The following is a 20,033-nucleotide window of genomic DNA, read 5'->3' as shown; positions in this document are numbered from 1 at the left end:
GCAGCTTTTTCAGCTGCTTTTTATTCATAAAGTCTTGCTTTACACAGCTTTGTTTTCTAAGTCGGCATTCAGCTTCAGCTGCTGCTCCGCAAAATCGCGGTACAGCGAATGGGATGCCATTAATTCATGGTGTGTGCCCCGTCCGGTGATTTCACCCTGTTCGACAAAGAGAAGCTGATCTGCATCCACAACCGTGGATAAACGGTGGGCGATCACGATGGTGGTGCGGCCTTCCATTAGAACTTCCAGCGCCTGCTGCACCCATTTTTCAGATTGGCTGTCCAGACTTGATGTCGCTTCATCAAGCATCAGAATGCTCGGGTTGCGAAGGAGCGCTCTGGCAATAGCGATGCGCTGGCGCTGTCCGCCTGACAGCATAATTCCCCGCTCACCGACCTCGGTTTCAAATTTCTTCGGTAAGTCTTCAATAAATTGCAGGGCGTAGGCCATGTCAGCCGCTTGCCTCAGTTCCTCATCAGTCACCTCGCGTTTTAATCCGTAGCAGATATTGTCGCGGATGGTGCCTGACATTAACGGGCTTTCTTGCGACACGTAGCCGATATGCTCCCGCCATGACTCAAGGGAATACGCATCAATCGGTTCATTTCCGAGCAGGATGCTGCCCGCAGTCGGATTGTAGAATCGTTCAAGCAGCTTAAATAACGTTGTTTTTCCGCCGCCGCTCGGTCCGACGATCGCGGTGACTTTGCCGGCCTCAATCGTAGCCGTAATGTCTTTTAAGATGGTTTGATCTGTTTTGTAGCCGAATGAGACTTGTTCAAGCTTAATCGGCTGATCCGCGTTTTCAATGGCTTTTCCGGTTTGGATATCTTCTTCTTTTTCTGCAAGAATATGAATCATCCGCTCCGTTGCGCCGACGGATTTTTGAAGCTGTGTGAAAAATGAAGTGATCTGGCCCATCGGCATAATGATCTGAAACAAATACAGGATAAAGGCAACGAGTGCGCCGGCTGTCAATTCACCGGATGACACCTGCATCCCGCCGTACCCGATGACAGCGACCAGCGCCGCCATTAATACAAGTGTAATAAGCGGGCCTACGAGCGACTGCACCTTCGCTTCACGCAGCCCGAGTTTAAAGAGCGCCATAATGCCTGCTTTTCCGCGTCCGTATTCCGCTTCTTCAGCGTTTGACGCTTTTACAAGCCTGATTTCCGGGAGGATGTGGTTTAATAATCCGGTGAATCTCGCCGTTTCATCCTGTGTTTCCCGAGAAATTTTAAACATTTTCCGGCCGATCGGCACTAAAATCACCGCAGCCAGCGGCACGACGATCAGCACGAGCAATGTGAGCTTCCAGTTCATGAAAAATAAGATCGTCAGTGACCCGATAACGGAAATGATTCCGGTAATAAATCCGCTGATATTGTTTGTGATCAGCTCTTTTACCACCATTGTGTCATTGGTGACACGGCTGATCGTTTCTCCCGTGGCGTTTTTGTCAAAGTAAGAGACGGGCAGTTTAATTAATTTCTGCCACAACAAATCACGCAGTCCCGAGATGATTTTCTGGCCGCTGTAGTTCAGGGCGTAGGTGGCGTAGGCGCTTAATGCGGCCTGTACGATAAACACGGCTGCGATGATTCCGATCTGCACGCCTGACAGCGACGACATGGAAAAGCCGTCAACGAGCTGCTTTGTCAATAGCGGAATCAGCAGGCTGACGAGCGTTGTCACAATACTGAGAGACAGCGCGAAGGCCAGCATACCGTATGATGGTTTTGTTTTTTTGACTAATGAAAAGAATGAGCTGAATTTCCCTTTAGGTTTTGGTTGTTTATTCGGCATATGTTTTCCTCCTATATCACTGTTTATACTATAACGGATGTGCATGAACGGAATATGAACAAAACGTACATTTTTGACAAAAACCAAAATAAACTCTATTAGTCAATATTATCAAATTCATCTGCCTCCGGTTGCGGAAATAAGGAATATTTAATTGAATGTTTAAGTTTGACAGATTAAAAACCTCACGGATCTCTCCGTGAGGTTTGTTTTACTCAGATGCTGAATGGCGTTTCGCAAGGACGTCAAGCACGTCGTCCAAAGGAAGCGACTGCTCACGCAGAAGAACGAGCAAATGATACAGCAAATCCGCCGCTTCCCATTTTAATTCTTCATGGTCGCGGTTTTTCGCGGCGATAATAACCTCTGCGGCTTCTTCGCCGACTTTTTTGAGGATTTTATCGACGCCTTCCCGAAACAGATACGTTGTGTAGGCTCCGTCAGGCATCTCCGCCTGCCGTTTGGCGATTACGCTTTCCAGTTCGTTTAAGATGCCGAAACGACCCTGCGCGTCCGCTTTTTCCGGAGAAAAGCAGCTGTAACTTCCCTTATGGCATGCGGGTCCTGAGGGCTCCGCAAGCACGATGAGGGCATCTTGATCGCAGTCATAACGGATGGCTTTCACCTTTTGGGTATTCCCCGACGTCGCTCCTTTATGCCACAGCTCCTGCCGTGAACGGCTGTAAAACCAGGTTTCTTTCGTTTCTATCGTTTTTTCATAGGATTCACGATTCATATAAGCCAGTGTCAGCACTTCTTTGCTTGCCGCATCCTGTACGATGGCGGGAATCAGTCCGGCCTCGTCAAACCGCAGTTCATCTGCCCGTTTCATCTCACATTCACCCCGTGTTTCTTCATATAATCTTTCACTTCTTTTATAGATGTCTCTTTGTAATGGAAAATGGAAGCTGCAAGCGCGGCGTCCGCTTCACCGATCGTGAAGGCTTCAAGCATATGGCGCGCGCTGCCGGCTCCCCCTGACGCAATGACGGGCACCGGGACGGCACGTGTGACAAGCTGTGTGAGCGTATGATTAAAGCCTGTTTTCTCTCCGTCAGCATCCATGCTTGTCAGCAGGATTTCGCCCGCTCCCCGGCTGACGGCTTCTTTTGCCCAGGCCGTGACTTCCCAGTCGGTTTTCTGTCTTCCGCCGTGTGTGTACACTTTATAGCAATCCGAATCTTCGTCATACTTTGCGTCAATCGCCGCTACGATGCATTGCGAGCCGAAAAAATCCGCTCCTTCCGTAATCAGCTCGGGGCGGAGGACGGCCGCTGTATTAACGGATACTTTATCAGCGCCGGCGCGAAGCATTCGTTTCATATCGCTTAATTGATTAATTCCGCCGCCGACCGTAAACGGAATCGCCAGTTTTGCCGCAACCTGTTCTACGACGTCTGTCATCGTCTTGCGGCCTTCGTGAGAGGCGGAAATGTCGAGAAAAACAAGTTCGTCAGCGCCCTCCCTGTCGTAAGCTTCGGCCAGCTCGACAGGATCGCCCGCATCTTTCAGCCCGAGAAATTGAATGCCTTTGACGACGCGTCCTTCTTTCACATCGAGACACGGAATGATTCGTTTCGTGATCATGCGTCCTTCACCCCGCTGAGCGCTTCAGCCAATGTAAATTGTTTTGTATACAGCGCTTTTCCGATAATCGCTCCCGATACGCCGGCGTCTTTGAAGCGGGCCAGTGCTTTGAGGTCGGCGACTGAGCTGACTCCGCCTGAAGCGATGACGGTTTTTCCCGTTGCTTTTGCGAGCTGAACGGTGCTTTCGATGTTCGGTCCTGACAGCATGCCGTCAGTTGCAATATCCGTGAAAATGAAGGTTTCCGCTCCTTCGGCCGCCAATTCACGGCCCAGATCGGCCGCTCTTACCGAGGATGTTTCCAGCCAGCCTTCCGTCGAGACATATCCGTTCCTTGCATCAAGGCCGATCGCGATTTTGCCGCCGTATTGTTTCAGCATGCTCTTCACAAATGCCGGATCGGAAACGGCCGCGCTGCCGAGAATGACGCGATCAACGCCTTGTGATAAATAACCGTACACATCCGCTTCAGAACGGATCCCGCCGCCGATCTCGACTTTGACATCAAGCTGACGCGCAATGTCAAGAACATGCCTGTCGTTTACTTTCCTGCCTGCTTTCGCGCCGTCAAGATCCACGAGATGAATCCATTCGGCACCTTCTTGTGCAAATTGCGCCGCCATGTCTAAAGGAGAGTCACCGTATATCGTTTCCTTGCCGTAATCGCCTTGGATGAGGCGGACGCATTTGCCGTTTCTCATATCAATTGCCGGATATAATGTAAAAGCGTTCATTTCTTCACCTTCTGTTCCGCTGCCATTTTTGTAAATTGCGTTAAGATCGCCATTCCGGCCGTACCGCTTTTTTCCGGGTGAAACTGGGCACCGAAGACATTGCGTTTCCCGACGATGGCCGGAACACGAACGCCGTACTCAGCGCTTGCCAGAAGATCGCCGTCTTCCATCCCGTCTATATAATAGGAATGGACAAAGTAAACGAAGCCTTCTTCCGCTTCCGAAAGCAAAGGAGACGTTTGGTGAAACGTCAGCCGGTTCCAGCCCATATGCGGCACCTTCAGCTTTTTTCCTTCGGCATCTCTGTCTTTGAGTCTCACAGCTTTTCCGGCTAATAAACCAAGTCCTTTTGCAGAGCCGTTTTCGGTGCTTTCTTCGAAAATGAGCTGCATGCCGAGGCAGATGCCGAGGAGCAGCTTCCCCTCGTCAACCATACGGTGTATGAATTGATCAAGCTTCGTGCTGCGTAAATTGTCCATGGCGTCACTGAATGATCCGACACCGGGAAGAATAAAAGCATCCGCTTTTTCAAGCTCTTCCGGCCGGTCTGATACGACATACGGGACGCCGACGCGTTCCAGCGCCTTCGACACGCTGAATAAATTGCCCATACCGTAATCAATTACACCGATCATTTACAGCATTCCTTTCGTAGACGGCACACCCTTGACGCGCGGATCAATGGATGACGCTTCATCAAGCGCTCTGCCAAGCGCCTTAAACACGGCTTCTATCATATGATGGGTATTCGTGCCGTAATGAACGATGACGTGCAGATTCATTCTCGCTTCCAGCGCCAGTTTCCATAGGAATTCATGTACCAGCTCGGTATCAAACGTTCCGACTTTCGCTTGCGGAAATGCAGCGCGCATCTCAAGGTGCGGCCGGTTGCTCAGGTCTACGGCGACTTGGGCGAGCGCTTCGTCCATCGGCACAAGCGCTGATCCGTACCGTTTGATCCCTTTTTTATCACCGAGCGCCTCCAAAAAAGCCTGCCCTAAACAGATGCCGATATCTTCAGTCGTATGGTGATCATCTATCTCCGTATCGCCTTTTGCGTCAACAGTTAAATCGAATTGCCCGTGCTTTGTGAACAAATCAAGCATATGAGTCATAAACGGCACATCCGTGCTGATATCGGCTTTTCCTTCTCCGTCTATTTCGAAAGCCAGCTTAATATCGGTCTCATTTGTTGTTCTGGCGCGTTCCGCTTTTCTCATCGGTCATTCCTCCGTTTCTCGCTTCAATCGATCTTGCGTGCGCTTCAAGCCCTTCCAGTCTCGCGAAGGCGGAAATGCTGTCTGCGTGCGTTTCAAATGCCTTCCGGCTGTAAGAGATGATGCTCGATTTCTTTTGAAAATCTGTTACATTCAACGGGCTTGAAAACCGCGCCGTTCCGTTTGTCGGCAAAACGTGATTCGGTCCGGCAAAATAATCGCCGACCGGTTCAGCGCTGTATCGTCCTAAGAAAATCGCTCCCGCGTGTCTGATGCTTCCAAGCAAAGCCTCCGGCGAATGCGTCATGATTTCTAAATGCTCGGGCGCCAGCGCATTCACCGTGTCCACTGCATCTTCCATCGATTCCGTAATATAAATGCGGCCGTGATCCTTGATCGACGCTTCGGCGATTTCTTTACGCGGCAGGGTCTGAAGCTGTTTATTCACCTCATCTGATACGGCTTCGGCAAGCTTTCGTGAATCGGTGACAAGCACGCTTGAGCTGAGCGTATCGTGTTCGGCCTGTGAAAGCAGGTCAGCGGCGACTTCTTTGGGCACCGCCGTATCGTCTGCCAGAACCACGATTTCACTGGGCCCGGCAATCATGTCAATATCCACAACGCCGAAGACTTCGCGCTTCGCGAGCGCTACAAATATATTGCCGGGGCCCGTGATTTTATCAACAGGCTGTATCGTTTCGGTTCCGTAAGCGAGCGCGGCAATCGCCTGCGCGCCTCCAACTTTGTAAATTTCCTTTATGCCGAGCTCAGACGCCGCCGCCAGAACGCCCGGCGAAAGGCGGCCGTCTTTTCCCGGAGGACTGACGAGAACGATCCGTTCCACTCCCGCAGCGAGAGCGGGGATGACATTCATTAAAACGGAAGACGGATAAGCGGCCGTCCCGCCCGGCACGTATACGCCCGCGGAATCGAGCGCCGTTATTTTCTGCCCGAGCATCGTGCCGTCTTTGCGATGGTAAAACCAAGAAGATTGCAGCTGGCGTTCGTGATATTCTTTCATATTGGCAATCGCCTGTCTGATCACTTCCAGCAGCTGATCATCAAGCAGACGGTACGCCTCGGTGACTTCCTCTGCGCTCACGGCCATTTGATTCAGGCTGATGCCGTCAAATGTTTTTGTATAGGCCAAAACGGCTTTGTCACCGTTTTGTCTGACGTCTTCAATAATCCCCCTGACGGTTTTCCGCTGCTCTTCGGTTCCGCTGTCGATGGAACGCTTCAGTGAGAACCGCTCGCTTCTTTTTACTGCGGTTATTTTCATTGTGCCGTTTCTCCTTCCACAACCCTGGCCAGCCTGGCCGCCATTTCGTCGATTACATCATCCTTCATGCGGTAGCTGACCGGATTGACGATAAAACGCGATGTGATGTCACAAATATGTTCTGATTCAACGAGACCGTTTTCCTTTAATGTCCGCCCGGTTGATACGATATCGACGATTCTGTCAGCAAGGCCGATTAAAGGCGCCAATTCAATCGAACCGTTCAGCTTAATGATTTCCACCTGCTCGCCCTGCTCTCTGAAATAACTTGACGCAACATTCGGATATTTCGTCGCAATCCTCGGGGCGACCCCGTTCCAATCCACTCCGGGAAGTCCCGCAACGGCGAGATGGCATTTGCTGATTTTCAGATCGAGCACCTCATACACGTCACGCTCTTCCTCAAGCATGACATCCTTTCCGGCAATACCGGCATCAGCGACGCCATGCTCGACATAGGTCGTCACATCCATCGGCTTTGCCAGAATAAAGCGGAGATTTTCTTCAGGAACGTCAATGATCAGCTTTCTCGATTCTTCAAACTCCTCGGGCAGCCTGTATCCGGCCTGCCGCAGCAACCCGGCCGCTTCTTCGAATATCCGTCCTTTTGGCATTGCCATTGTGAGTACCTTACCCATTCCGCTCTTCCTTTCTGGCACCGATAAAGTATGTGACGTTTGCGAATGATTTTGTCATATGATCGATATTTTCAATGCCCGCCAGATCCTGCAGGACGACTTTTCTGCCTCTCGCCCTTTCTTCCTCCGCGAATAAAATGGCCTGCGCCCGCTGCTCCTTGCTGAAAATCACGGCGTCCGCTTCACTTGTTTCTTCCTGGATGCCGAGCGCTTCAATCAGCCTGTCGATACGGAGCCCGAAACCCGTGGCGGGAGCGGGACTGCCGAAATGGCCGAGAAGATTGTTATAGCGTCCGCCGCTTCCGATGACGAAACCGACATTTGCCGCGTACACTTCGAATAAAATTCCCGTGTAATAACTCATATGGCTGACCATATTCAGATCAAGGCGAATATGCTCGGCACACCCGTAATCCTCAAGAACGTCCCACAGGTCTTCCAGCTCCTGAATCAAGCTTTGTCCGGAGATGCCGATGATCTCCTCCGCCTTGGCGCAGATCTCTTTCCCGCCTCGCAATTCCAGAAGTGCGAGCAGCCGGCTTTTGTCTATTGAAGAAAGCGGAAGCGATTTGACATGTTCCCTGTATCCCACGTAATTCTTTTCAAAGAGAAAGCGCCGCAGAACATCCGCCCGCTCGGCATTGCCCAGAACCTCGACAAACAGCTCATCAGCGAGTCCGGCATGGCCGATCGCGATTTTAAACCGGTGCAATCCCGCGTTTTTCAAAGCGCCTGCCGCCAGCGCAATCACCTCGGCGTCCGCGCTTGTTGATCCGTCGCCGATCAGCTCCGCGCCGACCTGTTCGAATTCGGCCGGACGTCCGCCTTCCCGCTCCTGAGCGCGATAGACGCTTGCCGCGTACCCCGCTCTGAGCGGATGATTGTGTTTGTGCAGCTGAGACGCCGCCACCCTGGCAATCGGCCCGGTCATGTCAGGCCGAAGCACAAGCGTTTTTCCGTCCTGATCGAGAAGCTTAAACAGCTGCTGTTCTTCAATAGCTGACTGGACGCCTACTGTTTCATAAAATTCAAGGGTCGGCGTCTCCATAAACTGATAACCCCATTTATCAATTAAATCCGTCAGTGTGGAACGGACTTTTTTCTTGGCTTCGTATAAACCGGGCAGCGTATCTCTCATGCCATGCGGTTTCTCAAACATAAACATTTGCCTTTTACACCTCCGCTTTATCTGAAGGAAAATTCGGAATCCTTTAGTTCGCTAATATGATAATATGTTAGCAGATAAAAGAATGAATTGCAACGCTCAATGTCCGCCTATTCTTTTCCATAAACATGGCTAAAGAATGAACAAACCTGTAAACATACCGGAACGATCGAATCATATTGAGCAGAAGTGCTATAATACATAGAATAGCTTCATCAGAAACAAGGGAGAGTAATAATGAAGACGCTTGGAACATTATGTGTGCTGATTCTGACAGCCATCCTTGTCTATCTCGGGTATAACATCTATACAAACGATATTCATTTGAATTTTTTTAATCAGCAGTCCGACGAGCCTGATGAGAAAACACCGTTAAAAGGGAGCGCGTCACCGCTGAATGTCGTTCTGTACAGACAGATGGATTCTCCCAGACTGTACAATGGCTGTGAGGTGACGAGCCTTGCCATGATTTTGAACAATGCCGGATATCATGTGTCAAAAAATACATTGGCGGATAAAATCAATAAAGTTCCGCTCACATACAGCAGCGGGCTGAAGGGAGATCCGAATGAAGGATTTGCCGGAGATATGGAAAACGGCCCGGGTTTAGGCGTTTATCATGAGCCGATTGATAAACTTGCCAAAGAGTATGCGGGAAACAAAGTATACGACCTGACGGGAAAAGACATTTCTTCAGTGTACCGCCAGCTTGAAAAAGGGCGGCCGGTCTGGGTGATTACCACCACATCCTTTAAGCCGGTTGATCATATGCAGACTTGGAATACGCCGAACGGAAAGATCGACATTACGTTCAGCATGCATAGCGTAGCCGTCACCGGTTATGATCACGATTATGTATACGTTAATGATCCTTACGGCTATAAAAACAGAAAAACAGACCGGTCTGACTTTGAAAAAGCCTGGAAGCAGATGGGCAGCCAGGCCATTGTGATCAAGTCATAAAAAAACCCCGCTGACGTTAATCAGCGGGGTTTTCCATTCGTTTTTTCATTTCTTCGTCCGTATAGATCACCTGCATCGGATTTCCTCCGACAAACGCCCCGGCCGGGACATCTTTGTGCACCAGGGTGCCGGCTGATACAACGGCTCCGCTCCCGATGGTGACGCCGGGCAGAATGGTTGTGTTTGCACCGATCATCACCTTGTCACCGATTGTGACAAAACCGGTCCGGTACTCATGTATTAAGTATTCATGAGCCAAAATCGTCGTATTGTAGCCGATGATGCTGTTTTTTCCGACAGTGATTTTTTCGGGAAACATGATATCCGGCATCACCATCAGCGCGAATGACGTCTGTTTTCCGACATTCATTTTCAAAAAGGTTCGGTACAGCCAGTTTTTCACGCTTAAAAACGGCGTATACCTTGCGATCTGAATGATGATGAAATTTTTCATCACCTTCAGAAAGGGAACCGTCTGATAAACATGCCACAATGAATTTGCACCTGCAACCGGATGGCGGTCTGTTTTTCTCACGGATTACTTCACTCCGGTGATGTGCAATAAATCACTCATTTTCTCGAGCATATAATCGGGTTCATAGGCGGAAAGCGCCTGTGCGCCTTTAATCGTCCACGCGACGCCGGCTGTTTTCGTGCCGGCGTTTTTGCCCGCCATGACATCGTGATAATTGTCACCGACCATTATGGCTTCCGACGGATCGCACCCCAGCCGGCTGAGAGCAAGCCGCACAGGCTCGGGGTCAGGCTTCGGATGCTTAACATCATCAAGCGTGACGACAGTATCGAAAAACGCCCCGATGCCTGTCAGCTTCAATCCCATATTCACTGTATCCCTCAGCTTTGTGGTGACAATCCCGAGCTGATAGCCCGCTTTTTTCAATTCATCAAGCGTTTCATAAACCGTTTCGTACTCCGTGACGAGCTCATCGTGCTTTTCATGGTTGAATGCTCTGTACATGCTGATCATCTCATCGCACTTTTCAGCATTAATGCCTGAAAACGTTTCATACAGAGGCGGGCCGATAAACGGAAGCACATCTTCCCTTTTGAACTGCCCCGGGCAATAATGATCAAGCGTATGAAGGTAAGAAGCGATAATCAGTTCATTCGTGTCAATCAGCGTGCCGTCGAGATCGAATAAAATGGCGGTTACACGTTTATCAGTCATCTTATGTCCTTTCCGATTTCAGGCGTCAGTCCGTGTCGGCATACCGCTTATCGGCATACCCCTTCATGCGTCTGAAAATCATTAAAATAATCGCAAGTACAATCAGCACAATGGAAATGACCTGCGCGATCCGAAGCTGGCTCGTAAGCATCAGGCTGTCCGTCCGCATTCCCTCAATAAAGTATCTGCCGATCGAATACCAGATCACATACGTCAAAAACAGATCGCCCCTGCGCAGGTTCACGCGGCGGAGCAGAAGCAGAATCACGACGCCCGCAAAACTCCACAGCGATTCATACAAAAACGTCGGGTGGTAATATTGTCCGTCTATGTACATCTGATTAATGATGAAATCCGGAAGATGCAGACTTTCCAAAAATGACCGGCTGACCGCTTCACCGTGAGCCTCCTGGTTGATAAAGTTCCCCCAGCGCCCGATGGCCTGGCCGAGCAGAATACTCGGCGCGGCAATATCCGCCAGCTTCCAGAATGAGATGCCTCTTACTTTTGAAAAGACAATTCCCGTTGCGATCGCGCCGATTAATCCGCCGTGAATCGCAATGCCGCCTTTCCAAGTTTTAATGATTACCCCGGGGTGTTCCGAGTAATAGCTCCACTCGAAAAGCACATAATATGCCCTTGCGCAAATGATTGCGATCGGGATGGCGAAAAGAACAAGATCAATAAAAATGTCCTTATTCAGCCCCCGCTTTTCACTCTCCCTCATGGCCATCCAAAGCCCTAATAACGCGCCCGCGCCGATAATGATTCCGTACCAGTGCACGGATAAAGGCCCGAGCTGAAAGGCAATCGGATTGATTGGTGTTCCTGCTTCATTCATATTATTGCCAACTCCTATTCGTCTTGTTCGCCGTCCTCAATGACATCCGCCAGCTTATTCGTGAATTGCTCGGCAGCATTCAAGCCCATCCGCTTCAATCTGAAGTTCATCGCCGCAACTTCGATAATAACGGCGAGATTCCGCCCCGGGCGAACGGGAATGGTCAGTTTTGTAATTTCCGTATCAATGATTTTCATTTTTTCTTCTTCAAGTCCGAGACGGTCGTATTGTTTCCCTTGCTCCCAAAGCTCAAGGTCCATGACGATTGTAATTCTTTTATTGCTTCTGACGGCGCCCGCTCCGAACAGCGTCATGACATTTATAATGCCGAGCCCCCTGATTTCGAGCAGATGCTCAATCAGATCAGGCGCGTTCCCGACAAGGGTATCCTGATCCTCCTGCCGGATTTCAACGCAGTCATCCGCGACAAGACGATGGCCTCGTTTGACAAGCTCCAGCGCCGTTTCACTTTTACCGACTCCGCTTTTTCCCGTAATGAGCACGCCGACGCCGTATATATCCACAAGCACGCCGTGAATGGCCGTTGTCGGCGCGAGACGGCTCTCAAGAAAATTCGTCAGCCTGCTTGACAGCCTGGTTGTTTTCAGAGGGGATCTGAGCACAGGCACGCCGTTTTGCTCGGAAGCTTCTACAAGCTCCGGCGGGATCGGCATATCTCTGGAAAGTATGATAGCCGGCGTCACATCGGTGCACAGCGATTTCATCCGCTGTTTCTTATCTTCCTCGGGAAGCTGATCAAAAAATGACAGCTCCGTTTTTCCTAAAAGCTGCACCCGTTCTCTCGGGTAATATGTAAAATAACCGGCGATTTCAATACCGGGCCGTGATAAATCACTCATCGTAATCGGGCGGTTAATCCCTTCTTCTCCGCTGATCAATTCTAAATGGAACTGCTCCATTACGTCTTTGGTCCGAACCTTTGCCAAGATATGTTCCTCCTGTTCTGGGATGTTCCGAGCTTTGAACAGTTATATTTTATCACTTTACCGTCTGAACCAAAACAGATTTATACAATTCCGGCATAACTGGTCTAGATAACTAGTCTGAAAAAGAGTAAAATAAAACTAACAACTAACCAGAAAGGCGTGTTTTAAAGTGGCTGAAAGCTTGTTAATCAGCGGTGCGGACATCGTAACAGAAGAAGAAATCATCCGAAACGGATTTCTCGGTATAAAGAACGGCATCATTTCTTACGCGGGGAAAACAAGACCGCAAGAAACGTATGAGAAGGAATGGAAGGCGCCCGAGGGTTCATATGCGCTTCCCGGAATGATTGATATCCATATTCACGGCGGATACGGCGCGGATACGATGGATGCTGATGTTGCAGCTCTTGATACAATGTCCGCCCGGCTGCCCGAAGAAGGAACAACCTCTTTTCTAGCGACAACGATCACACAGCAGCACGAAAACATTGAAAAAGCGCTCGTCAACGCCAAAAAATGGGCGTCTTCCTCACCGCAGGCCCAAAAAGGCGCTGAGTTGATCGGCATTCATTTAGAAGGACCGTTTGTCTCTCCGAAAAAGGCGGGAGCACAGCCGAAACAATGGATTACTCCTGCTGATGCCGGACTCTTTCAGAAATGGGAGCGGCTCTCGGGAGGGCTGATCAAAATCGTGACGCTTGCGCCGGAAGAAGATCCTGATTTCAGCCTGATCCGTTATTTAAAAAACCAAAACATCATCCCGTCAATGGGACACACAGACGCGGGAGCCGAGCTTTTACAAAAAGCGGCGGATGCCGGGGCGGTGCATATGACGCACCTCTTCAACGCCATGAGCTCCTTTCATCACCGTGAGCCGGGGGGCATCGGTACGGCTCTCGCCTGCGGCCGCATCACGGCGGAGCTGATCACCGACGGCATTCATTCCCATCCTCTGGCCGTTAAGCTTGCCTATTTGGCGAAAGGAAGCCAAAATCTGATCATGATTACAGACTCCATGCGGGCAAAAGGGCTTAAGGACGGAGAATACGAGTTCGGCGGACAAAAAGTCACCGTTCGCGGGGACACGGCGCTTCTCTCTGACGGGACGCTGGCCGGTTCCATTTTAAAAATGAATGAAGGCGCAGCGCTCATACGCAGGTTTACAAACTGCTCATGGCCGGATATAGCAAATATGACATCGGCAAATGCGGCCCGCCGCCTCGGCATATTCGACCGTAAAGGAAGCATCGCCGAAGGAAAAGACGCCGACGTTGTTCTGACGGACGGACAGTGCGGCGTGCTGGTCACGATTTGCCGCGGAAACACCGCATATATCTCAAGGGAGGCTGATTGGACATGAACGTTATCACATGCAGACATTATGAAGAATTAAGTGAAAAAGCCGCATCGATTATCGCTGAAACAGTGAAACAAAAGCCGGATGCCGTTCTCGGCCTTGCGACGGGGGGCACTCCTGAAGGCGTATACAAAGAACTTGTGCGGATGCACCGCTCAGAGGGCTTGTCATTCCGAAATGTCACGACGATCAACCTTGACGAATACGCCGGGCTTTCTCCCGAGGACAAAAACAGCTATCATTATTATATGAATACACATTTTTTTGCACATATCGACAGCCGAAAGGACCGCCACTTTCTCCCTGACGGACGGGCAGACGATCTTGATGCCGAATGCGGACGCTATGACCGATTGATTCAAACACTCGGCGGAGCGGATATACAGCTTTTAGGCATCGGACACAACGGCCATATCGGCTTTAATGAACCCGGGACGCCATTTGAATCCCGAACCCATGTTGTTGAGCTGAATGAAGAGACAAGACAGGCGAATGCGCGGTACTTTCCGTCAATTGATCAAGTCCCTGTAAAAGCCCTGACAATGGGGATCGGGACGATTTTGTCCGGCAAACGGATTTTGATCATGGCATCCGGAAAAAGCAAGGCCCAAGCGGTGAAGCAGCTTCTGGACGGGCGCATCAGCGAAGCATTCCCCGCCTCCGCCCTGCACGCGCATCCGGATGTGACGGTCTTGATTGATGAACAGGCTGCGGGCGGCGATTGAAAGGATTTGACCTATGCAGATTGATAAACAATCTCCGATTCCGATTTACTTTCAGATTATGGAACAATTAAAAACACAAATCAAAAACGGCGAGCTGAAAGCGGATGCGCTGCTTCCGTCGGAGCGGGAATACGCCGAACAATTCGGCATCAGCCGAATGACGGTGCGCCAGGCGCTTTCCAATCTGGTGAATGAAGGATTTTTATACAGGCAGAAAGGCCGGGGAACGTTCGTCAGCAAACTGAAGATGGAACAGCCGCTTCAAGGGCTGACAAGCTTTACGGAAGATATGAGAAGCCGGGGCATGAAGCCGGGGAGCAGACTTGCCGAATACCAGCTGATTCAGGCGACGGAAGAATTATCTTCTATCCTGGGATGCGGCTATCCGGCAACGCTTCATAAAATCATCCGCGTCCGGCTGGCAAATGATATCCCGATGGCGATTGAGGCATCGTACATCCCGTTTGACAAGGCGGGAAAATTGGATACCTCCCATTTTCAATCATCCATGTATGAGCATATTGAAGCGTACAATCAGATGCCGATCTCACGGGCAAAACAAGAGCTTGAACCGGGAGCCGCTTCCGAGGAAGAAGCTGAGCTGCTCGGCATCCAGCCCGGCGCGCCCGTCCTCTATATCAAGCGGACCACTTATCTGCAGGACGGCACTGCCTTTGAGCACGTCAAATCCGCCTACAGAGGCGACCGCTACACATTCGTGCATTATATGGACAGGGTGAAATGAAACATCTCCAACCGTTACGGGTTGGAGATGTTTTTTTGATCTGCCATTTTCAAATCAAGCCGGTGAATGTTCTCTATGACTCTGTCAAAACGAAGAGGCTGGGGTTCCGGTATCTATTTTTATAAAGAAAAGAGTAATAAAATGCTATCCTCTGTTTTGGACAATATACGGAACCTGCTTTGAAATCAGCAGCAGCGGTTCTTTGTTTTTATGAGCCAATGAAAACATGATTGCGCCTTCAATCATCGAGTTGATTGTCATCCCAAGCTTCTCCGCTTCCTCTTGTTCAAACCCATGCTCAAGAAATTTTGCCGCAAACACATCCGTCCACTTCTTGAACACCTCAACACATGTGCATCTTAACGTTTCATTGATCAGAGCGGTCTCACCCGCCAGCAATCCAACCGGCACGCCCTCAATATTCTGCGGATCATTAAACTGTTCAGCCGTTACATGAATAAAGTGCTGAATCGCTTCTACAGGGTCCGCGGATTGAGACATACTATTCTGTATCTGCTTTTCAACGCATCTTCCCGTATATTTGATCGCCGCAATGGCGAGTTCTTCTTTTCCGTTTGGAAAGTGATGATACACTGACCCTCTGGGTGCTCCGCTCTCTTTTATAATTTGATTCAAACCAGTCGCATGGTATCCCTGAATCTGAAAAAGATATGCAGAGGTTTGAATAATTCTTTCTTTTGTCCCGGTTTTACTGTTCATTATGTTTCCTCCTGCATATTACGAAAACCAATCGATTTTAGTATAGAAAAGGGACATAAAAAAGTCAAAAGCACTTATTACAGCAGGGCGCCGCCATTTACGTACAGAAAAAATCCTGCTGACCGTCAGATTTTCTTCTGAGTGATCAGCAGGCTGTATTTTTTTCGTTATGGGTTTGAGGCATGCCTGAAATCAAACTGATCCGGAGCCGGGCGATACGGCGTATTTCCCGTTTTGAACATCCACAGCGGTGATATTGTTTTGCCGTTGTACGGGTCCTTAACGACGGTGTACCAGTAATAAACGGAATCAGGCTGCAGGCCGTCCCAGATCCAATTTGCGGTTTTTCCGCTTTTTACGTGTTTTTTATGACCGAGCAGTTCGTTCGTATAGACGTTGCATTCAAAATAATCGGTCGCAACCCTTTTCCTCTTCGGCTGTAAATCCATTTCTGCTGAGAATTCGTCTTTATCAGCGAACAGATCGGTGTCATAGTAATTGATGTCATCCGTGTACGGCGAGTAGGAGAACATGTGAACCTGATTGGCGGCCTGATCGAATTGCATCATGCGCATAAAGCCCTGTCCCCCTTCCGGACCGTCCTGGTAGTCGGTCAGAATTTGGTGGACGAGGCGGTCCGGTTTTCCGTCCCCGTCATCGTCAAGCGCATCGGTTTTTTTCATGGCGTTATGGTAATGGCCGCTTAATACCATCGCCACATTGCGATTCGGCTTAACGACTTTTCGATAGATCGTTTCCCCGATCGGACTTCGATTTCCGCTCACAAGCAAGTACTCATGAAAGCATAAGATGGCGGTTCGGTCCGGATACCGCTTTAGCACTTGATTGATCCAGTCAATCTCTTGATCCGTAATGCCCCAGCCCATATAAATCATAATAAAATCGTTCCCGCTTGCCGACAGCAGATCATAATGCCCGCGGTTATTTTTGTATGACCCGCCATAATGCATTTTCTTTTCAAAACGGCGGCTCCCGAAGAAATCCCCGAAGGTTCGGTATGTGCCGTCTTTATGGCCGACGTCATGATTTCCGGCAAGCACTCCGTACGGAATCCCCGCCTTGTCGAGTGTCCGCATGGAGTGATCGGCGTTTTTCCACTGTTTCATCACCATCGAATCATCGACAATATCACCGGTATGAAAGACATATTTAATATTGTGCTTTTCCTTATTTTCTTTGATCCACTCCGTCATTTTGTCAAAAATGTGCGGGTGACCTTGTGCGTAATACTGTGTATCCGACATCCAGACAAATGAGTAATTGCCTTTCGCCGGTATTTGATCCTGCACGATGACATTCATTTTTGAGTTCTTCACCGCATCGGCTGCGGACACGGCGGCTTTTAACGTAAACGGCTTTTTATTTTTGGCAAGGACGCTGTCCGCCTCCTGCCAGCGGCTTGTCCGGTAATTCCAAATATACATGGTTACCTTCCGGCCGGGCAGAGAGCTTCCTTTCCAGACCGCCTCGGCCCGATCCGTTTCGTCAATAGACGGGTCAACGGACACTTCAAACCGGTGATAAGGGAAACGCTCCATGTTTTCCGTCGAGACGGTTTTTCCGTCATTTGCCGAGATGCGGTTCATTTCCGGCAGGGTAAACGGCATTTCATTTTCTTTCATGCCTCTCGGCGGTTCTGTCAATGAGGCGTGCTGATACACTTTCACGCTGCCCGGATTCCGCGCGGTATAACGGAAGCCCCGGTAAAATGATACATTCATTTCATCCTTCGTCGGATCTTTTACCCGGACGGACAGCTTCGCTTTATGGGCGCCGGTTTTTTGGCCGGTAAACTCCGGCTGATTCGGCTCCTCCCGTTTGATGTGGAAGGTGCGGACGGATGTTGTTTCATTTCCCGCAAGGTCTGCCGCAGTGATGGTAAGGGTGTGCTTTCCGGGCTTAAGATCGGCTGATGACGTATGATGCGGGAGCGTGATGCTTTCTCCGTCCAAAAACGCTTTCACTTCTTCTACTTTGCTCCATTTATCACGGATGTCCGCTTTCAGCTCAAAGTTACCTTTCAGTGTCGCGCCTTCTTTGATTCCCGGAACAATCTTCGGCCCCGTATTGTCCACCAGCACAGACTGACTGAGCTGCTCTTCACCGTCGCTCACAAAAATGTGGTGATGCCCTTCAGAAAGCTTCACCGTATTCCATGGCAGAAGCCGCGACGTAAACAAATGATCCGGCAGGCTGAATGAGAAGGTCATGCGCTGATTCGCCCGCTTGCCGTCACCGATAAACAGCTGCTCAGCCGGATCCCGCTCCCCGTTTTTGATCACCGTTCCGTCTGAAAGCACCAGGCGGGCATTTTTCACGATAAAATCATCCCGATTCTCCCCTATGTCATACGGAGAAACCTTGGAGCCCGAACGGATGGAGACTTTCTGTGTTTTGCCCCCTTTTTGCAGCAGACGTTCCGGCAGCAGCACCGAGTACGTTCTGTAGCGGTGTGCCGGATCGTCAAAAATGTGCAGCACCTCGTTTTCCATCATGACGGTGTTTTGGAAATAAAGATTCGTTTTCCGGGCATCGAAAGCGAAGTAAACTTCTTTTTCCAGCGCAGGCCGGGTCTCCTGCAGCTTGCCGTCAATCCACAGCTTGATCTTATCAGCGCTGACGTCGGATGTCGCTTTGAGGAGATAGGTGCCGGATATCGTATCTTCGGGTTCAATGTTCATCCTGAGTCCGTGTGATTTGCTCGTCTGTTTAATGTCAATCATCTTGACGGGCGTTTTTGCTTCATTTTCTCCGTCACCGGCTGCGATGTAATACTCAAGCTGATCCTGGCCGAGCAGTTCCGGGGAATAAAGAATGTGACGATATAACCTGTCGTTGCGGTCTTTTTCAGCCAGAATTCGTTTAAATGGTTTTTTCTCATTGGTCCGGTAATAAAACGCGGCTGTTTTGACAAGGTTTTTGTCTTTTATGTCAGCCTTTAATTCAATGCTTTCAGCGGGCCGGACGGGCTTTCTGTCTGTAAGGTCTTCGATGACCGGTTTTTCCTTGTCGGGTTTTATCACCCTTTTCTGCTCCGGGATCTGCGCCTGAAAAACAGAGCCCGGTGACGGCTTATGTTCGCTCGTGGAAATCTTCAGCAATTCTCCCGTTCCGTTCAGCGGATATTTATAAAGCAAAGAAGTCAGCCGGCGGAACGCGTGTTTTCGATAGTGCGCTGAGGCGATGGTTTTTCCGGTATTTGCCGACAGCACCACCGTCCTCGGCCGGTCGTTGGACATTCCGTCCGTCCCTTCGATGACGGCGAGATGTTTTCCCTCCTTCAGGCGTGTCCCGTAATAGCGGTTGAAATCATCTATCGTCAGTTCTGATGCGGCGCGTCTCAGCCAAAACACGTAAGTCCCGCCTGACGGAATGACGGTATCTTCTTTCGGCCTCCATATCATATCTGATTCCGGCCCTTCCTTCGGATAGCGGTAGCGGATGTGATAGTCTTTAAAATGAATGGGCCTGTCCGTCGTGTTATACACCTCGATAAATTCATAGGCATCAGCGCCGTCTTCATTTTTCGTATCAACCGCAAGCTCCGTAATCATCAGCTCGGGAATATGATTCAAATCGGCTTGATAGCCGTCCAGCTTCAGCCGCTTTTTCTCCGATTCCGCCCGCTGTCTGCCGTTGGTGAAAACGAGGTAATATTCCAATTCTCCATTCCAGATATCCCGTTTTGAAACCTGGGCCGTAAACAGCCGGATTGCGCCTGGCGCGGGCTCCATCGGCACCATTTTAAACCCCAGCTCATTGCTTTGTTTATAAAAAAGAAACGCCGAAAACGCTTGATAGTCAGCATTCCGTACATGAGCCTGTATGAACAGGTTTCTTTTCATTTCCGCCTTTACTTCGATTTGGGGAGGATTCTCCAGAAGCGGTATGTAATGAGGCGGCTGTCCGAATTCCTGCTGATTCACGGGGATTGCCGGTTCTTTGCGCGCCGCATCCGCAGAAGGACTTACACAAAGCAAACAAATCAGAAAAAAGAGCGTCATCACAAGTTTCATCTCATTACCTCCCTATGCATTATGTTGCGTCAGGAGGCGGCCGCTTATGTACCGCACATAAAAAAGCTGCCCCCCTT

The 20,033-nt window shown here is 49.9% G+C and carries 19 protein-coding genes; 4 read left to right on the top strand and 15 right to left on the bottom strand.

Annotated elements, in window-relative coordinates; genetic code table 11:
- Positions 1-39: 39 nt before the first annotated feature.
- From OVA33_RS07610 to OVA33_RS07570, 9 genes are all read right to left on the bottom strand, one after another.
- Positions 40-1,809 carry an ABC transporter ATP-binding protein gene (locus tag OVA33_RS07610; RefSeq protein WP_007407428.1) on the bottom strand — a complete coding sequence of 590 codons (1,770 nt, stop codon included), beginning with the start codon at positions 1,807-1,809 and terminating at the stop codon, positions 40-42.
- Between the two features lie 211 nt (positions 1,810-2,020).
- Positions 2,021-2,641: a bifunctional phosphoribosyl-AMP cyclohydrolase/phosphoribosyl-ATP diphosphatase HisIE gene (gene hisIE / locus OVA33_RS07605; protein ID WP_025649333.1), complete on the bottom strand. Its 621-nt coding sequence runs from the start codon at positions 2,639-2,641 to the stop codon at positions 2,021-2,023.
- Complete coding sequence (gene hisF, locus OVA33_RS07600; protein ID WP_014418971.1) at positions 2,638-3,396, bottom strand: imidazole glycerol phosphate synthase subunit HisF; 759 nt, start codon at positions 3,394-3,396, stop codon at positions 2,638-2,640. The genes hisIE and hisF overlap by 4 nt, the downstream gene beginning before the upstream one ends.
- Positions 3,393-4,130, bottom strand: a complete 738-nt coding sequence (hisA, locus tag OVA33_RS07595) for a 1-(5-phosphoribosyl)-5-[(5-phosphoribosylamino)methylideneamino]imidazole-4-carboxamide isomerase (RefSeq protein WP_025649334.1) — start codon at positions 4,128-4,130, stop codon at positions 3,393-3,395. The genes hisF and hisA overlap by 4 nt, the downstream gene beginning before the upstream one ends.
- Positions 4,127-4,765 (bottom strand): imidazole glycerol phosphate synthase subunit HisH, encoded by a 639-nt coding sequence (hisH, locus tag OVA33_RS07590; RefSeq protein WP_017418839.1) that lies wholly within the window; start codon positions 4,763-4,765, stop codon positions 4,127-4,129. Before hisH ends, hisA begins: the two co-directional genes overlap by 4 nt.
- Positions 4,766-5,350, bottom strand: coding sequence for an imidazoleglycerol-phosphate dehydratase HisB (gene hisB, locus OVA33_RS07585; RefSeq protein WP_014418974.1), 585 nt, complete (start codon positions 5,348-5,350; stop codon positions 4,766-4,768).
- Entirely contained in the window at positions 5,316-6,629 is a 1,314-nt protein-coding gene (gene hisD, locus OVA33_RS07580; RefSeq protein WP_128974128.1) for a histidinol dehydrogenase, read from the bottom strand. Before hisD ends, hisB begins: the two co-directional genes overlap by 35 nt.
- Positions 6,626-7,267 carry an ATP phosphoribosyltransferase gene (gene hisG, locus OVA33_RS07575; RefSeq protein WP_017418837.1) on the bottom strand — a complete coding sequence of 214 codons (642 nt, stop codon included), beginning with the start codon at positions 7,265-7,267 and terminating at the stop codon, positions 6,626-6,628. Before hisG ends, hisD begins: the two co-directional genes overlap by 4 nt.
- Positions 7,260-8,432, bottom strand: coding sequence for an ATP phosphoribosyltransferase regulatory subunit (locus OVA33_RS07570; RefSeq protein WP_017418836.1), 1,173 nt, complete (start codon positions 8,430-8,432; stop codon positions 7,260-7,262). The genes hisG and OVA33_RS07570 overlap by 8 nt, the downstream gene beginning before the upstream one ends.
- 237 nt (positions 8,433-8,669) lie before the next feature.
- On the opposite strand from OVA33_RS07570, the gene OVA33_RS07565 reads away from it, so the two are divergent.
- Complete coding sequence (locus OVA33_RS07565; RefSeq protein WP_025649337.1) at positions 8,670-9,395, top strand: C39 family peptidase; 726 nt, start codon at positions 8,670-8,672, stop codon at positions 9,393-9,395.
- A 16-nt stretch (positions 9,396-9,411) separates the two neighbouring features.
- Here the strand turns inward: OVA33_RS07565 and OVA33_RS07560 are convergent, their stop codons facing one another.
- From OVA33_RS07560 to hprK, 4 genes are read right to left on the bottom strand one after another with little or no spacing between them, the layout of a single operon-like run.
- Positions 9,412-9,930: an acyltransferase gene (locus OVA33_RS07560; protein WP_014418977.1), complete on the bottom strand. Its 519-nt coding sequence runs from the start codon at positions 9,928-9,930 to the stop codon at positions 9,412-9,414.
- 3 nt (positions 9,931-9,933) lie between these two features.
- Positions 9,934-10,584 carry a pyrophosphatase PpaX gene (gene ppaX, locus OVA33_RS07555; protein WP_102422861.1) on the bottom strand — a complete coding sequence of 217 codons (651 nt, stop codon included), beginning with the start codon at positions 10,582-10,584 and terminating at the stop codon, positions 9,934-9,936.
- A gap of 25 nt (positions 10,585-10,609) precedes the next feature.
- The gene (gene lgt / locus OVA33_RS07550; protein ID WP_014418979.1) at positions 10,610-11,425 is read right to left on the bottom strand and encodes a prolipoprotein diacylglyceryl transferase; all 816 of its coding nucleotides are present in this window, start codon (positions 11,423-11,425) and stop codon (positions 10,610-10,612) included.
- A 14-nt stretch (positions 11,426-11,439) separates the two neighbouring features.
- Positions 11,440-12,372 (bottom strand): HPr(Ser) kinase/phosphatase, encoded by a 933-nt coding sequence (gene hprK, locus OVA33_RS07545; protein ID WP_003151456.1) that lies wholly within the window; start codon positions 12,370-12,372, stop codon positions 11,440-11,442.
- A gap of 169 nt (positions 12,373-12,541) precedes the next feature.
- Between hprK and nagA the strand changes: the two genes are divergently transcribed.
- The 3 genes from nagA to OVA33_RS07530 are packed head-to-tail and all read left to right on the top strand — an operon-like array spanning position 12,542 to position 15,199.
- A complete protein-coding gene (nagA, locus tag OVA33_RS07540; protein ID WP_128974129.1) occupies positions 12,542-13,732 on the top strand; it encodes an N-acetylglucosamine-6-phosphate deacetylase in 1,191 nt (396 codons plus the stop codon).
- The gene (nagB, locus tag OVA33_RS07535) at positions 13,729-14,454 is read left to right on the top strand and encodes a glucosamine-6-phosphate deaminase (RefSeq protein ID WP_017418833.1); all 726 of its coding nucleotides are present in this window, start codon (positions 13,729-13,731) and stop codon (positions 14,452-14,454) included. Before nagA ends, nagB begins: the two co-directional genes overlap by 4 nt.
- Positions 14,455-14,467: 13 nt before the next feature.
- On the top strand, positions 14,468-15,199 hold the full coding sequence (locus tag OVA33_RS07530; RefSeq protein ID WP_071182011.1) for a GntR family transcriptional regulator: 732 nt from the start codon (positions 14,468-14,470) through the stop codon (positions 15,197-15,199).
- A 144-nt stretch (positions 15,200-15,343) separates the two neighbouring features.
- Here OVA33_RS07530 and OVA33_RS07525 read toward each other — a convergent pair whose 3' ends face one another.
- Complete coding sequence (locus OVA33_RS07525; RefSeq protein WP_014305913.1) at positions 15,344-15,919, bottom strand: TetR/AcrR family transcriptional regulator; 576 nt, start codon at positions 15,917-15,919, stop codon at positions 15,344-15,346.
- 167 nt (positions 15,920-16,086) lie between these two features.
- Complete coding sequence (locus tag OVA33_RS07520; RefSeq protein WP_128974130.1) at positions 16,087-19,956, bottom strand: metallophosphoesterase; 3,870 nt, start codon at positions 19,954-19,956, stop codon at positions 16,087-16,089.
- Positions 19,957-20,033 lie beyond the last annotated feature (77 nt).

This window comes from Bacillus sp. KICET-1 (genome assembly GCF_027721405.1).
GTDB classification, from domain to species: Bacteria; Bacillota; Bacilli; order Bacillales; family Bacillaceae; genus Bacillus; species Bacillus velezensis.
The sequence above is the reverse complement of the archived record's forward strand: the minus strand, read 5'-3'. Positions and strand labels throughout refer to the sequence as shown.

Coding starts and splice junctions, on each gene's coding strand:
- OVA33_RS07610 (WP_007407428.1), bottom strand. CDS start 1,809: ATGCCGAATAAACAACCAAAACCTAAAGGGAAATTCAGCTCATTCTTT.
- hisIE (WP_025649333.1), bottom strand. CDS start 2,641: ATGAAACGGGCAGATGAACTGCGGTTTGACGAGGCCGGACTGATTCCC.
- hisF (WP_014418971.1), bottom strand. CDS start 3,396: ATGATCACGAAACGAATCATTCCGTGTCTCGATGTGAAAGAAGGACGC.
- hisA (WP_025649334.1), bottom strand. CDS start 4,130: ATGAACGCTTTTACATTATATCCGGCAATTGATATGAGAAACGGCAAA.
- hisH (WP_017418839.1), bottom strand. CDS start 4,765: ATGATCGGTGTAATTGATTACGGTATGGGCAATTTATTCAGCGTGTCG.
- hisB (WP_014418974.1), bottom strand. CDS start 5,350: ATGAGAAAAGCGGAACGCGCCAGAACAACAAATGAGACCGATATTAAG.
- hisD (WP_128974128.1), bottom strand. CDS start 6,629: ATGAAAATAACCGCAGTAAAAAGAAGCGAGCGGTTCTCACTGAAGCGT.
- hisG (WP_017418837.1), bottom strand. CDS start 7,267: ATGGGTAAGGTACTCACAATGGCAATGCCAAAAGGACGGATATTCGAA.
- OVA33_RS07570 (WP_017418836.1), bottom strand. CDS start 8,432: ATGTTTATGTTTGAGAAACCGCATGGCATGAGAGATACGCTGCCCGGT.
- OVA33_RS07565 (WP_025649337.1), top strand. CDS start 8,670: ATGAAGACGCTTGGAACATTATGTGTGCTGATTCTGACAGCCATCCTT.
- ppaX (WP_102422861.1), bottom strand. CDS start 10,584: ATGACTGATAAACGTGTAACCGCCATTTTATTCGATCTCGACGGCACG.
- lgt (WP_014418979.1), bottom strand. CDS start 11,425: ATGAATGAAGCAGGAACACCAATCAATCCGATTGCCTTTCAGCTCGGG.
- nagB (WP_017418833.1), top strand. CDS start 13,729: ATGAACGTTATCACATGCAGACATTATGAAGAATTAAGTGAAAAAGCC.
- OVA33_RS07530 (WP_071182011.1), top strand. CDS start 14,468: ATGCAGATTGATAAACAATCTCCGATTCCGATTTACTTTCAGATTATG.
- OVA33_RS07525 (WP_014305913.1), bottom strand. CDS start 15,919: ATGAACAGTAAAACCGGGACAAAAGAAAGAATTATTCAAACCTCTGCA.
- OVA33_RS07520 (WP_128974130.1), bottom strand. CDS start 19,956: ATGAAACTTGTGATGACGCTCTTTTTTCTGATTTGTTTGCTTTGTGTA.